This is a genomic window from Nocardioides sp. NPDC000445 (assembly GCF_040300245.1).
Lineage (GTDB): Bacteria > Actinomycetota > Actinomycetes > Propionibacteriales > Nocardioidaceae > Nocardioides.
The window spans coordinates 72,574-86,632 of sequence record NZ_JBEPDH010000020.1; the positions used below are offsets into that span (position 1 = coordinate 72,574).

11 protein-coding genes are annotated in these 14,059 nt (G+C 70.2%); 10 read left to right on the forward strand and 1 reads right to left on the reverse strand.

What is annotated here, in order from left to right:
* Positions 1-11 precede the first annotated feature (11 nt).
* From ABT304_RS23940 to ABT304_RS23950, 3 genes are all read left to right on the forward strand, one after another.
* Positions 12-1,019: a sugar phosphate isomerase/epimerase family protein gene (locus ABT304_RS23940; protein WP_350719050.1), complete on the forward strand. Its 1,008-nt coding sequence runs from the start codon at positions 12-14 to the stop codon at positions 1,017-1,019.
* A 40-nt stretch (positions 1,020-1,059) separates the two neighbouring features.
* Positions 1,060-2,025: a sugar phosphate isomerase/epimerase family protein gene (locus ABT304_RS23945; RefSeq protein WP_350719052.1), complete on the forward strand. Its 966-nt coding sequence runs from the start codon at positions 1,060-1,062 to the stop codon at positions 2,023-2,025.
* 188 nt (positions 2,026-2,213) lie between these two features.
* Positions 2,214-3,782, forward strand: a complete 1,569-nt coding sequence (locus tag ABT304_RS23950) for a glycosyltransferase family 2 protein (protein WP_350719054.1) — start codon at positions 2,214-2,216, stop codon at positions 3,780-3,782.
* A 111-nt stretch (positions 3,783-3,893) separates the two neighbouring features.
* Here ABT304_RS23950 and ABT304_RS23955 read toward each other — a convergent pair whose 3' ends face one another.
* Complete coding sequence (locus ABT304_RS23955; RefSeq protein WP_350719056.1) at positions 3,894-4,940, reverse strand: class I SAM-dependent methyltransferase; 1,047 nt, start codon at positions 4,938-4,940, stop codon at positions 3,894-3,896.
* A 196-nt stretch (positions 4,941-5,136) separates the two neighbouring features.
* Between ABT304_RS23955 and ABT304_RS23960 the strand changes: the two genes are divergently transcribed.
* The 7 genes from ABT304_RS23960 to ABT304_RS23990 all read left to right on the forward strand — a co-directional run bounded on the left by ABT304_RS23960 (position 5,137) and on the right by ABT304_RS23990 (position 14,046).
* On the forward strand, positions 5,137-5,475 hold the full coding sequence (locus tag ABT304_RS23960; protein ID WP_141803747.1) for a P-II family nitrogen regulator: 339 nt from the start codon (positions 5,137-5,139) through the stop codon (positions 5,473-5,475).
* Positions 5,476-5,524: 49 nt separating this feature from the next.
* Positions 5,525-5,863: a P-II family nitrogen regulator gene (locus ABT304_RS23965; RefSeq protein WP_008363338.1), complete on the forward strand. Its 339-nt coding sequence runs from the start codon at positions 5,525-5,527 to the stop codon at positions 5,861-5,863.
* Positions 5,864-5,883: 20 nt separating this feature from the next.
* Positions 5,884-8,097: a [protein-PII] uridylyltransferase gene (locus ABT304_RS23970; RefSeq protein WP_350719058.1), complete on the forward strand. Its 2,214-nt coding sequence runs from the start codon at positions 5,884-5,886 to the stop codon at positions 8,095-8,097.
* 103 nt (positions 8,098-8,200) lie between these two features.
* A complete protein-coding gene (gene ffh, locus ABT304_RS23975) occupies positions 8,201-9,763 on the forward strand; it encodes a signal recognition particle protein (RefSeq protein ID WP_160024488.1) in 1,563 nt (520 codons plus the stop codon).
* A 13-nt stretch (positions 9,764-9,776) separates the two neighbouring features.
* Entirely contained in the window at positions 9,777-10,139 is a 363-nt protein-coding gene (locus ABT304_RS23980; RefSeq protein ID WP_350719060.1) for an NYN domain-containing protein, read from the forward strand.
* A 130-nt stretch (positions 10,140-10,269) separates the two neighbouring features.
* On the forward strand, positions 10,270-12,267 hold the full coding sequence (locus tag ABT304_RS23985) for a glycoside hydrolase family 3 protein (RefSeq protein ID WP_350719062.1): 1,998 nt from the start codon (positions 10,270-10,272) through the stop codon (positions 12,265-12,267).
* 78 nt (positions 12,268-12,345) lie between these two features.
* The gene (locus ABT304_RS23990; protein ID WP_350719064.1) at positions 12,346-14,046 is read left to right on the forward strand and encodes an FHA domain-containing protein; all 1,701 of its coding nucleotides are present in this window, start codon (positions 12,346-12,348) and stop codon (positions 14,044-14,046) included.
* Positions 14,047-14,059 lie beyond the last annotated feature (13 nt).

Consider the following 14,059-nt stretch of genomic DNA (forward strand, 5'->3'; position numbering starts at 1 on the left):
ACAACCACACCATGACCCGACCGATCACTCTCTTCACCGGCCAGTGGGCCGACCTGCCGTTCGAGGAGGTCTGCCGCCTCGCCTCCGAGTGGGGCTACGACGGCCTCGAGATCGCCTGCTGGGGCGACCACCTCGACGTCTGGCAGGCCGCCGAGGACGAGACGTACGTCCAGGCGAAGCTGGACCTGCTGGCCAAGCACAACCTGCAGCTCTTCACGATCTCCAACCACCTCAAGGGCCAGGCGGTCTGCGACGACCCGATCGACCAGCGTCACCGGGACATCCTGCCCGCCAAGATCTGGGGTGACGGCGACCCCGAGGGCGTACGTCAGCGGGCGGCCGAGGAGGTGAAGATGACCGCCCGGGCGGCGAAGAACCTCGGGGTCAAGACGGTCGTCGGCTTCACCGGCTCCTCCATCTGGAAGTACGTCGCGATGTTCCCGCCCGTCTCCCAGGAGATGGTCGAGGCCGGCTACCAGGACTTCGCCGACCGGTGGAACCCGATCCTCGACGTCTTCGACGAGTGCGGGGTGCGGTTCGCCCACGAGGTCCACCCCTCCGAGATCGCCTACGACTACTGGTCGACCGTGGCGACGCTGGAGGCGATCGGCCACCGCGAGGCGTTCGGGCTCAACTGGGACCCCAGCCACATGGTGTGGCAGCAGGTCGACCCGGTCGGGTTCCTGTGGGACTTCCGCGACCGGATCTACCACGTGGACTGCAAGGACACGAAGATGCAGACCGGCAACGGCCGCAACGCCCGGCTCGGCTCCCACCTCGCGTGGGCCGACCCGCGCCGCGGCTGGGACTTCGTCTCCACCGGCCACGGCGACGTGCCGTGGGAGCAGTGCTTCCGGATGCTCAACTCCATCGGCTACGACGGCCCCATCTCGGTCGAGTGGGAGGACGCCGGCATGGACCGTCTCGTCGGTGCCCCCGAGGCGCTCGAGTTCGTCCGCCGGCTCGCCTTCGACGCCCCCGACGCCTCCTTCGACGCCGCCTTCAGCACCACCGACTGACTCGACCCCCGAGAGTTCGACAACCCGAGAGGAAACCCCCATGTGTTACGGATTCGATGGTGAGGGCGCGCTGCGCCGCTCGCTGGAGGAGCGTGGCCTGAGCCGTCGCTCCATGTTCAAGGGCGCCCTGGGCGCCGTCGCCGGCGGTGCCGCGCTGGCGGCCGTTCCGGGTCTGCTCTCGCCGGCCGGCGCTGCCGTGGCGGCCAAGCGCGGCGGGTGCCGGGTGCCTCCGGGCCGGATCAGCATCCAGCTGTGGACCGTCCGCAACGCGCTGTGGGGCGACCCGGGCTTCGACGCCACGCTGACCTCGATCGCCGAGATGGGCTACCCGCGGGTGGAGCAGGCTCTGGGCTACTTCGACAAGACAGCGGCCGAGCTGCGGGCCTTCTACGACGGCCTCGGCATCCGCGCCTCCTCGTCCCACGACGGCATCAGCGCCACCCCCGCCGAGCTGCAGACCAAGCTGCAGAACGCCGCGACCCTCGGCCAGCGCTACATGGTGGTGCCCTACCTCGCCTCCAACTCGCTCTCGGACTGGCAGACCTGGGCGGAGCAGATGAACGTCGAGGCGGCGGCCGCGAAGCGCTACGGGATCGCCTACGGCTACCACAACCACGCCCACGAGTTCACCACCGATCTCGGCGGTGGGGTGACCCCGTGGGACGTCCTCACCACCGAGCTGGACCCGGCTCTGGTGCACCTCGAGATCGACATCTACTGGGCCGTCACCGGCGGGGTCAACCAGGGCCTGTCCAACGACGACGCCGTCGACTTCGCGATCGACACCATCAAGTCGGGCCCGCAGCGGGTGCGGCAGTACCACGTCAAGGACCGCAACCCCACCACCGGCGACCACGTCGACCTCGGCACCGGCTTCATCGACTTCGCCAAGGTCTTCGCGGCCCACGAGGTCGAGGAGTACATCGTCGAGAACGACACCCCGGAGATCAGCCCGCTCCACACCGCGGAGGTCGGCTACTCCTACCTGCGTGGCCTGCGCTACTGACGTACGCCTCTGACGTACGTCACGCCTGACCCGGCAGCCGCCCCCGACCCTCCCTGCGGGGCGGCTGCCGTCTCCTCCCGGACACTCGGTGAACCCTCCGAGAAGTCGGGATGACGACCGTCCCCAAACGGTCGGGTGCCCCGTGTCGGGTGCTGCGAACCCTCGGCGAGGGTCATAGGCTGAAGACCATGCCATCGCCCCGGGTATCGCTGATCACCGCTGTCTACAACCCGCCCGCCGATGCCTTCGAGGACACGATCGCGTCGGTCCTCGGCCAGACCCATGAGGACTGGGAGTGGGTTCTCAGCGACGACCGCTCACCCGCGCCCTGGGTGCTTCCGCGGCTTCGCGAGCTCGCCGCGAAGGAGCCGCGGGTGCGGATCGTGGAGCGTGCCGAGAACGGTGGCATCGTGGCCGCCTCGAACTCGTCGCTGGCCGAGGCGACCGGCGAGCTGATCGCGCTGCTCGACCACGACGACGTGCTCGAGCCGAACGCGCTGGAGAAGATGGTCCGCGCCTATGACCGGTTCGAGGACCTCGACTACGCCTACAGCGACCAGGACCTGATGAGCGACGCCGGCGAGCTCCGCGACGCCTACTACAAGCCCGACTGGTCCCCGGAGCGGCTGCGGCACCACAACTACTGCACCCACTTCTCGGTGTTCCGCCGCTCGGTCGTGGAGGAGGTCGGCGGCTTCCAGGAGGGCTTCGACGGCTCCCAGGACCACGACCTCGTCCTTCGGGTCAGCGAGCGCGCGCGGCGCATCGTCCACGTCCCCGGCGCGCTCTACCACTGGCGCATGGTGCCGGGCTCCGCCGCCGCGGACAACCAGGCCAAGCCGTACGCCTGGGACGCCGGCGTACGCGCCGTCCAGGCCCACCTCGACCGGCTCGGGATCCGGGCCACGGCCTCGCGGGGCGTCTCACCCGGGCTCTACCGCGTCGAGCGGGAGCCCGACCTGGACACCCCGGTCAGCGTCATCATCCCGACCATCGGCACCAGTGCGATCGTGTGGGGCGAGAAGCGCGCGATGGTCGTCGAGACCGTACGCTCCGTGGTCGCCTCCACCCAGCACCGCAACGTCGAGTTCGTGATCGTCTACGACACCCCGACCCCGGCCCCGGTGCTGGAGGCGCTGCGGGCCATCGAGGGCGCCGACATCAAGCTCGTAGAGTTCACCGAGAAGTTCAGCTTCAGCGCCAAGTGCAACGTCGGCGCCGCCCACGCCACCGGTGACGTCCTGATCTTCCTCAACGACGACATGGAGGCCTACTCCGAGGGCGTCATCGAGAACCTGATCGCGCCGCTGCGCGAGCCGGACGTCGGCATGACCGGTCCGAAGCTCCTCTTCGAGGACTACCGCATCCAGCACGCCGGGCTGGTCTACGGCAGCGGCACCATCACCCACGCCTACTACCGCGCGCGCCCCGAGGAGCGGGGCAACCACGGCGAGCTGCACATCAACCGGGAGACCTCCGCCCTGACCGGCGCCTGCCTCGCGATGCGGCGCGAGGTCTTCTTCGACGCCGGTGGCTTCAGCGAACGCCTCCCGGTCAACTACAACGACGTCGACCTGTGCCTCAAGGTGCGTCGTTCACTGGGCCTGCGCCTGGTCTGGCTCCACGACGTCACCCTCTTCCACTTCGAGTCCGTCAGCCGCGACAACGCGGTCCACGACTGGGAGAAGGATTTCATCAACAACCGCTGGGGCAACTACGAGTACGTACGCGAGGCCTACTCGAACGGAGTCCGCTGACCCACGTGCGATCGCCGAGTCGGCGCAAACTGACCGGACGGGTCGCCGAGTCGGCGCGTTATGACGAGCCGACTCGGCGAGGAACTTGGTCAGAACGAGCCGACTCGGCGCTCAGCCCTGGGCTGCGCGGCGGAGGCGGCGTACGACTCGTCGGCCGAAGTTCCGCACCGGGTGGCGGGTGGCGTAGGTCAGGTCGGCCTCGAGGCCGGCTACCTTGCCGCGCAGCCGCTCGATGCGCTCGCGGCGGCGCCGGTTGACCTCGCGGGCCTCGCGCAGCTGCTTGGACAGGGTGCCGACCCGGGCCTGGGCGGAGTTGGCGGAGGCCTGGATGCCGAGGATGTGGTCGCGGGTGGCCAGCCGGGATCGGGTGACCTCCTCGAACTTCTGGGTGTGTACGTCGCGGAGCCGGACCTCGTCGGCCGGGGCGGCCTGGACGAGCTCGGGAGCGGCCGGCGCGACCTCGCCGTCGGCGAGCGGCCGGGCGGCCAGCTGGAACTGGTAGACCAGCGCGTCGGGCTGCAGGCGCACCCACTCCACGGCCACCTCGGGGAGCAGGCCGGGGTCGACGGAGACCTCGACGTTGAGCGGGTCGGCCGTGGTGCCGCGCAGGTCCTCGACCGCGTAGCCCGCCTCGGTGAAGAGCTGCAGCAGCCCCTCGCGTGAGTAGAACTTGATGTGGGTGCGGTCCAGGAGACCGGTGTCGGTGGTCTGCCAGCGGCCCTGGAGCAGGGCGAGGCGGACCGAGCCGTGGGTGACGTTGGGGATCGAGATGACCACCTGGCCGCCAGGGGCGAGCAGGTCACGGGCCTGCTCGAGCGCCGCCCGCGGGTCGACGAGGTGCTCGAGGACGTCGGCGAAGATCACCACGTCGAAGGAGCCGGGCTCGACGATCTCGGTCAGCGGGGTGGCGTCGAGGTCGGCGACGACCACCCGCTCCAGGACCTTCTCGGCCAGGCTCGCCGCCTCCGGGTCGATCTCGATGCCGGTGACGGTGCAGCCGCGCTCGGTGAGGATCCGGCCGATCTCACCGGTCCAGCAGCCGACGTCGAGGACCCGCTTCCCACTGCCCGCCGAGACGGCGGACTCAGCCAGGTCGATGACCTGCACATGGCTGGTGTTGCGGTGATCGAGGTCGATCTCGACGGCGTAGTGCGACATGCGACGAGGGTAGCGACCTTTGGTGGCGCCGCGCGGGTCCGGCACGGGTGATTTACAGGCTGTTTCGACGCTTCGGCGACGTACGGTGAAATGGTCTGTTACACAGTGGAAACAGATGTTTCGGGGTGTCGAAACGTCCCCGGGTGAAGGTGGCGGCGAAGATGACAGGATCAAGGACCTCTGGAGGCGCCCTCTCGTGAAGCTCGTGACCGCAGTGATCAAGCCCCATAAGTGGGAGGACGTGCGCGAGGCCCTCGAGGCCTTCGGCGTGACCGGCATGACCGTCTCCGAAGTCTCCGGCTACGGCCGGCAGAAGGGTCACACCGAGGTCTACCGCGGCGCCGAGTACGACATCGCCCTGGTGCCGAAGATCCGCATCGAGATCGTCGTCGAGGACGAGGATGCCGCGGACGTCGTCGGGATCGTCGTGAAGACCGCACAGACCGGACGGATCGGCGACGGGAAGGTCTGGCTCAGCCCGATCGAGTCCGTCGTCCGTGTTCGGACCGGTGCACGTGATGCCGAGGCGCTCTGACTAGGCTTCGTCCGAGTGCCGGTCCATCGAATCCCACCGGAGGAGAGAAATGAAGCTCGTCACCGCAGTGATCAAACCCCACAAGTGGGAGGACGTTCGCGTCGCCCTCGAAGCTGTCGGTGTCACCGGCATGACCGTCTCCGAGGTCTCCGGCTACGGCCGGCAGAAGGGTCACACCGAGGTCTACCGCGGCGCTGAGTACGACGTCGCTCTGGTGCCGAAGATCCGCATCGAGATCGCCGTGCCCGACGAGGAGGTCGAGTCGGTGGTCAGCGCCATCGAGACCTCGGCGAAGACCGAGCGCATCGGTGACGGCAAGGTCTGGGTCTCCCCGCTGGAGACCATCGTGCGGGTCCGCACCGGCGACCGCGACGACGCCGCGATCTGAATCCATGAAGGAGGTTGCGCGTGACCGCTGAGGGCCGGGCGGCGCGCACAGCCGAGGCAGACGAGCAGTGCGCCAAGGCGTACGCCGCAGCGGGCGGCCCCGAGGTCGGGGTCGCCCTCGTCGCGGTCGGAGGATACGGGCGCGGGGAGCTCGCACCGTTCTCCGACTGGGACGTGGTCCTGGTGCACGACGACGCCGTCTCGCCGGGTTCGGTGGCCGAGCAGGTCTGGTATCCGCTCTGGGACACCGCGCCCAGGCTCGACCACTCGGTGCGGTCGTTCTCCGAGATGCTCTCCTCCTCGACCGGTGACCTCCGGGTCGCCCTCGGGCTGCTCGACATCCGGCACCTGGCCGGCGACCGCGGGCTGGTGCTGCGGCTGCGTACGACGATGCTGGCGCACTGGCGCAAGCACGCCCGGGCCCTGCTGCCCGAGCTGAGGACGATGAGCGTGGAGCGACACCGGCGTGCCGGTGAGCTCGCGCACGCCTCGGTGCCGGATCTGAAGGAGATGTACGGCGGGCTGCGGGACGCGGTTGTGATCAAGGCGATCGTGGCGACCTGGCTGGTCGACGTGCCCGCGGTCGACCTGGAGAAGTCGCGCCGTGCCATGCTCGATGTCCGTGATCTCGTGCAGGAGATCGGCGGGCGGGCCACCGACCGGGTCGTGCCGGAGATGTGGGACCAGCTCGCCGAGCGGCTCGAGCTGGCCGACGCCCGCACGGCACAGGCCCACGTACGCACCATCGGCCGCCGCCTCACCCATCTCTCCCGTCTGGCCTGGCGGCGGGTCGACGGCGTCCTGGAACGCTCGCGGCCCGGAGCCCCGCGCCGCCCGCGGCTCGCGCCGCTGGGCAACGGTCTGGCGCTCGCCTCGGGTGAGGTGGTGCTGGTGCCGGGCGCCCGTCCGTCGCGGGATCCGCTGATGCTGCTGCGCGCCTCGGCGCTCGCCGCCGAGCACGGGGTCGCGCTGGCGCCGCCGACCGCCGCGCGACTGGCCCGGGACACCCCGGCGCTGGCCGAGCCGTGGCCGGAGGAGGCTCGGCATCTGTTCGTACGGCTCCTGGGTGCCGGACGCGGGCTGCTCGCGGTCTGGGAGACGCTGGAGGAGACCGGCGCGGTCTCCCGGATCCTGCCCGAGTGGGAGCGGATCCGGCTCCTCCCGCACGCTTCGATCATCCACCGGTTCACCGTCGACCGGCACACCATCGAGACCTGCATCGAGGCGGTCGCGCTGCTGCCGCGCGTGGCCAGACCCGATGTGCTGCTGGTCGCGGCTCTGCTCCACGACATCGGCAAGGGGTCGCTGACCGAGCACAGCGTCGCGGGGGAGCCGATCGCCCGCCGGATCGCCTCCCGGATGGGCTTTCCGGAGGAGGAGGTCGACCTGATCTCGCAGCTGGTGCGATGGCACCTGCTGCTGTCGGTGACCGCGACCACCCGTGACCCGGACGACCCGGCGACCGTCGACCTGGTGGTGGACACGATGGGCGATGCCGAGGCGCTCGCCCTGCTCACCGCGCTCACCGAGGCCGACGCCCGGGCGACCAGCACCCAGGCATGGAGCACCTGGCGGGCCCGGCTCATCCTGGACCTCGCCCGACGGGCCGCGCGGGTCCTCGACACCGGCGTCGCCGCGGGGGAGCGGCCGCAGGCCGCGGTGGAGATCCCCGAGAGCGTACGTTCGGGCTCGACCTCCTTCCGCGCCGAGCCGCTCGCCGACGGCGCCCGGGTGTGGGTGATCGCGCCCGACCGGCTCGGCCTGCTCGCCGACCTGGCCGCGACCTTCGCGGTCGCGCGGCTGCCGGTCAGAGCGTGTCGTGCCTGGCAGCAGGGCGGTTTCGGGGTCAGCGTGTGGGACCTCGACGACTCCTATGTCGACGCCGCGGTGCTGCGCACGCGCTTCTCCGCCATCACCGAGGGCCGCCTCGACCCGGCTACCCGGCTGGCCCCGAGCGCGGCCGCGCGGGGGAGCGAGCCCTCGGTCGTCGTACGGCCCGAGGCATCCAGCAAGGCCACCGTCCTCGAGGTGCGCACCGTCGACCGTCCCGGGGTCGTCTACACGGTCGCCGTCGCGCTGGCGCGGATGGAGATCGCGGTCCGCTCCGCCCACATCTCCACCCTCGGCCCGCAGGCCGTCGATGTGTTCTACCTCCAGGAGGCCTCGGCCGGAGCCCTCGCCGAGCACCGGGCGGCCGAGGCGGCCCACGCGGTCCGCGCGGCCCTCGAATGCTGACCGAGGTATCTCGGTCAGCATCCCGCACGCGCCCGCCGGATATCACGCCACGTACAACAGTTCGTTAGGCTTGGCAGGACAACCACTCTGCTGAAGGACCGCCTTGTTCGCCACGCTCTCCGACCGGCTCGCCACGACGTTCAAGAACATTCGGGGCAAGGGCCGCCTCACCGATGCCGACATCGACGCCACCGCTCGCGAGATCCGCATCGCGCTGCTCGAGGCCGACGTCGCGCTGCCGGTGGTGCGCGAGTTCGTCGCCCGGGTCAAGGAGCGGGCACGCGGCGAGGAGGTCAGCCAGGCGCTGAACCCCGCCCAGCAGATCGTCAAGATCGTCAACGACGAGCTGGTCACGATCCTGGGTGGCGAGACCCGCCGGCTCCGCTACGCCAAGACCGGCCCGACCGTCATCATGCTCGCGGGTCTGCAGGGTGCCGGTAAGACCACCCTGGCCGCGAAGCTCGCGCTGTGGCTGAAGGAGCAGGGCAAGGCCCCGCTGCTGGTCGCCGCCGACCTGCAGCGGCCCAACGCGGTCAACCAGCTCCAGGTCAACGGTGAGCGCGTCGGCGTCCCCGTCTACGCGCCCCAGCCCGGAAACGGTGTCGGCAACCCGGTCGACGTGGCCCGCGATGCCGTCGAGGAGGCCAAGCGCAAGCTCCACGACGTGGTCATCGTCGACACCGCCGGCCGCCTCGGCATCGACGAGGAGCTGATGAAGCAGGCCGCCGACATCAAGGCGGCGGTCAACCCCGACGAGGTCCTCTTCGTCGTCGACGCGATGATCGGTCAGGACGCGGTCAACACCGCGCAGGCCTTCCTCGATGGCGTCGGCTACGACGGCGTGGTCCTCACCAAGCTCGACGGTGACGCCCGCGGTGGTGCGGCGCTCTCCATCGTCCAGATCACCGGCAAGCCGGTCATGTTCGCCTCCAACGGCGAGAAGATGACCGACTTCGACCTGTTCCACCCCGACCGGATGGCCGGGCGCATCCTCGACATGGGCGACATGCTCACCCTGATCGAGCAGGCCGAGAAGACCTTCGACCAGGGGCAGGCCGAGAAGGACGCGGCCAAGATCGCGACCGGCGAGTTCACGCTCGAGGACTTCCTCAAGCAGATGCAGCAGCTGCGCAAGCTCGGCTCGATGTCGAAGCTGATGGGCATGCTGCCCGGGATGGGCCAGTTCCGCGAGCAGCTCGACAACTTCGACGAGCGCGAGATCGACCGGATCCAGGCGATCATCCAGTCGATGACCCCGGCCGAGCGCGCCAACCCGAAGATCCTCGACGGCTCCCGCCGCGCCCGCATCGCGAAGGGCTCGGGCCGCCAGGTCTCCGACGTCAACCAGCTCATCCAGCGCTTCACCGAGGCGTCGAAGATGATGAAGCAGCTCGCCTCCGGTGGCGGCATGCCCGGGATGCCCGGCGCGCCCGGTGCCGGGTTCGGCAAGCGCGCCGGCGCCAAGCAGGTGGCTCAGAAGAAGAAGGGCAAGGGCGCGCGCAAGTCCGGCAACCCGGCCAAGGCCGCCCAGCAGGCGAAGGCGGAGGCCGAGAAGAAGCCGGCCGCAGCCAACCCGTTCGGCACGCCGGGTGGCGAGGAGATCGACTACGAGAAGGCCGCAGCCGAGCTCAACCTGCCCTCGGACTTCTCCAAGTTCCTCAAGTAAGCGGCCCCTCCAGGTGAGCACGGTGCTCGTCGTCGACGGCGCCAACGTCGTCGGCGCCCGCCCGGACGGCTGGTGGAAGGATCGTGCCGGCGCGGCGCGCCGGCTGCACGAGGCCCTGCTCGTCGCCGATCTCCCGCAGGACCGGATCGTCCTGGTCCTGGAGGGACAGGCCAAGGGCGGCGTACGTCCGGGCAGGGATGCCCACGTGCACACGGTCCACGCGCCCAAGGACGGTGACGCCGCGATCGTCGGGGTCGTCCGGGAGGCGCTGGAGAAGGGTGACCGGGTGACGCTGGTGACCGCCGACCGGCTGCTCCAGGCTCGTTGCGGCGGCGCCACGGCTCTGGGACCGTCCTGGTTGCTTGACCAGATCTGAGGAATTCACAGGGTTACGCATGCGTAGCCATTGACCGCTGTTGTGATCGCCGTCACGCTGGGAGCGCTCTCACGAGCCGCGGCACCCCAACGCCGAGGTGCCGACAGATCACTCTCAGGAGGCCTGTCCCGTGCGATCACCCAGACAGCGCGGCGCGATCGGTGGAGCCTCGGCTCTCGCCGGCCTGCTCTGCGCCACGCTCCTCGTAGCCCCAGCGCCCACCGCAGCGTCACCCACCGTGTCCACCGATGCGCTCACGCGCGCGGACCACACGCTGCCCTACAAGAACCCACGCCTGTCCACCAAGACCCGCGTCGCCGACCTGTTGGCCCGGATGACACTGGCCGAGAAGGTCGGTCAGATGGCCCAGGCCGAGCGTGCGGATGTCGCCGCGAACCCCGGCCAGATCGCCGAGCTCGGGCTCGGCAGCGTACTCTCCGGCGGCGGTTCGACCCCCGCCGAGAACACCCCGGAGGCCTGGGCCGACACGGTCGACGCCTTCCAGGAGCAGGCGCTCTCGACGCGGCTGGGGATCCCGCTGCTCTACGGCGTCGACGCGGTCCACGGTCACGGCAACCTCAACGGCGCGACCGTGTTCCCGCACAACATCGGCCTCGGCGCGACCCGTGACCCGAAGCTCGCCGAGCGGATCGGGCACATCACCGCGGAGGAGACTCGCGCCTCCGGGCCGCAGTGGAACTTCGCCCCGTGCATCTGCGTCGCCCGCGACGACCGGTGGGGGAGGACGTACGAGTCCTTCGGGGAGAACCCGAAGCTCGCCGCCCAGATGGCGCAGATGATCGAGGGGCTCCAGGGCGACAAGGGTGAGCTCGACGACCCCGACCGCGTCCTGGCCACCGCCAAGCACTTCGCCGGCGACGGCTTCACGACCTTCGGCACCGGCGAGGGCGACTACACCATCGACCAGGGCATCACCCAGGCCTCGCGCGCCGAGTTCGAGAAGCTGGCGCTCTCGCCGTACGTCACCGCCATCAAGAAGCACGACGTCGGCTCGGTGATGCCGTCCTTCTCCAGCGTCGACTGGACCGAGGACGGTCTCGGCAACCCGCTCAAGATGCACGCCCACGAGGAGCTCGTCACCGGCTGGCTCAAGGAGAAGCAGGGCTTCGACGGCCTGGTGATCTCCGACTGGCGGGCGATCCACCAGATCCCGGGGACGTACGCCGAGCAGGTCGCCATCTCCGTCAACGCCGGCGTCGACATGTTCATGGAGCCGTTCTCCGGTGACACCGTCGGCTACCCGCAGTTCATCGAGACCCTGACCGCCGCGGTCGAGGGCGGCGCCGTCCCGATGGCCCGCATCGACGACGCGGTCTCCCGGATCCTGACCGCCAAGTTCGACCTCGGCCTCTTCGAGAAGCCGTTCACCGACCGGCGCAACATCGACGAGATCGGCAGCGCCGCCCACCGTCGCGTGGCGCGCGAGGCGGTCGCGAAGTCGCAGGTCCTGCTCCGGAACAGGCACGCGCTCCCGCTCTCGAGCGGCGACGACGTCTACGTCGCGGGCAGCAAGGCCGACAGCATCGGCGACCAGGCCGGCGGCTGGACGATCACCTGGCAGGGCAACTCGACCCACCAGATCCCCGGCGACACGATCCTCGACGGCATCAAGTCCGCGGCCCGCGGCGAGGTCACCCACTCGCCCGACGCCTCCGCACCGGTCCCGGCCGGAGCGCACGGTGTCGTGGTCGTCGGCGAGCACCCGTACGCCGAGGGCTTCGGTGACATCGGCGGGCCTCGCTGGGGCTACGACCCGGGCGAGGGCGGCGTGCAGCGGCCCGCGCTGACGATGCACCTCAGCGACGCCGACACCGCGGCGATCGAGACGGTCTGCGCGGCCGCCGCCACCTGCACGGTGCTCGTCGTCTCCGGGCGTCCGATGATCATCCCGCCGGAGCTGCTCGGGCAGATCGACGCCCTGGTCGCCTCCTGGCTCCCGGGCAGCGAGGGCAAGGGCGTCGCCGACGTGCTCTTCGGCAAGCGTCCGTTCACCGGGAAGCTCCCGGTGACCTGGCCCCGCTCGATCGACCAGGAGCCGATCAACATCGGGGATTCCGACTATGACCCGCTGTTTGCCTACGGTCACGGCCTGAAGACTCGCCGCTAGCGAAAAGGCCCGGTCCGAGTTGTGCGAATCTTCGATTCGCGACGCTTGGATCGGGCCATTTCGGTGCATGATTCGTGCATGCAGACGCTACGCGTAGACGTATCGGGACGTGCGCTCAGCTTCCCGCCCGACAAGATCGTCCGAATAGGGCGTTCGATTGATGCCGACGTGGTGCTCTCGTCCTCCTCGGTCTCCCGCGCTCACGCGGAGCTGCGCCCGGACCCGTCCGGGTGGAAGCTGGTCGACGTCGGCTCCGCCGGAGGGACGTACGTCTCCGGCAGCCGCGTCACGGAGGTGCCGTTGACCGGGGCGACCGAGATCCAGCTCGGCCCGGCGGGACCGGGCTCGACGATCACCGTCACCCTCGACGACGCGCCGGTCGCGGCGGGTGCTCCGCGTGCCCAGGCGCCGGCGCCGCCGCCTCCGCCGGCGATGGCGGGCGCCACGGCGGCCCCGCCCTCCGGGGCGGCACCGGCGGCTCCGCCGCCGCCCGCCAATTTTCCGCCCCCGCCCCCGGCTCAGTCGGCGGACGACGGGATCTCGGAGATGACGATCGCTCCCGGGATGGCGCGCCCCTCAGCTCCCGGGCAGCCGCCGGCCCCGCCGACCGGACCCGACCTGCTGCTGGTCGCTGAGGGCAAGGAGCACCGCTTCCGCCACCCGGTCACGGTGACGATCGGCCGCGCGGCCGACAACTCGGTCGTGCTGGAGGACCAGGGCGTCTCGCGCCAGCACGCCCGGCTGGTGGCCACGCCCGGCGGCTGGACCTTCGAGAACGGCTCCCAGACCGGGTCGTTCCTCAAGGGGAAGCCGCTGGTCAGGGAGGAGATCGACGAGGAGACCGAGATCCGCCTCGGCCACCCGGTCGCGGGCGAGATCCTCAAGGTCATCCCGATCTACGCCGCCGAGGTCGAGGTCGCCCGGGCCGCGGCCAAGCGCCGCAACAAGCTGCTGCTGTGGGGCGGGATCGGCGCTGCGGCCGCGGTCGTGGTCATCGGACTGGTGGTCGCGATGTTCGTCGTGCCCGGCGGCGAGTCGGCCGCCCAGGACACCGGTCTGACCAAGGACGAGCTCAACAGCGCGCAGCGGGCCGCCGTCTGGATCACCTACGCGCCGACCGAGGACACCATCGCGATGGGATCCGGGTCGATCGTCACCGAGGACGGCAAGATCCTCACCAACGCCCACGTCGCCGACCCGGCGAAGATCCCGGAGTACGCCGCCAAGGGCGAGGTCTCGCCCGAGGTCGTCAACATCCACCTCACCGACCCGGCCGAGGGCTACAAGGTCGGCGAGCCCGACTACATCGCCAAGGTCATCGAGTCCGACGGCGAGGTCGACAGCGCGGTCGTGCAGATCATCGCCGACGGTGAGGGCAACCCGGTGAACCCGTCCTCGCTGGACCTGCCGACGATCTCGCTCGGCGACTCCAACGCGGTCGACCGTGGTGACTTCATCGCCACGATCGGCTTCCCGATGCTGCCGAAGGAGAGCTTCGCCGACAAGGAGGGCGTGCTCTTCCAGCCGCCGACCGTCGCCGAGGGCAACGTGGCGACGATCCTCTCCTTCGAGGGGGAGGAGCGGGCCGTCTTCGACGTCACCGCTCGGATCTCCAGCGGCAACTCCGGTGGTGCCGCGGTCAACGACGACGGTGAGCTCGTCGGCGTACCGACCTCCATCGGGTGGGACGAGAGCAACGTCGTCACCGGCCAGGTCATCCCGCTCGCCCAGCACTTCCCGATCCTCGAGGCCGCCGGCGTGAAGGTGCCGGGCAACTAGGTAACCTGCGTCA

What these genes read in the sequence shown, in the direction of transcription:
- ABT304_RS23940 (WP_350719050.1), top strand. Translation starts at nt 12, where the DNA reads ATGACCCGACCGATCACTCTCTTCACCGGCCAGTGGGCCGACCTGCCG.
- ABT304_RS23945 (WP_350719052.1), top strand. Translation starts at nt 1,060, where the DNA reads ATGTGTTACGGATTCGATGGTGAGGGCGCGCTGCGCCGCTCGCTGGAG.
- ABT304_RS23950 (WP_350719054.1), top strand. Translation starts at nt 2,214, where the DNA reads ATGCCATCGCCCCGGGTATCGCTGATCACCGCTGTCTACAACCCGCCC.
- ABT304_RS23955 (WP_350719056.1), bottom strand. Translation starts at nt 4,940, where the DNA reads ATGTCGCACTACGCCGTCGAGATCGACCTCGATCACCGCAACACCAGC.
- ABT304_RS23965 (WP_008363338.1), top strand. Translation starts at nt 5,525, where the DNA reads ATGAAGCTCGTCACCGCAGTGATCAAACCCCACAAGTGGGAGGACGTT.
- ABT304_RS23990 (WP_350719064.1), top strand. Translation starts at nt 12,346, where the DNA reads ATGCAGACGCTACGCGTAGACGTATCGGGACGTGCGCTCAGCTTCCCG.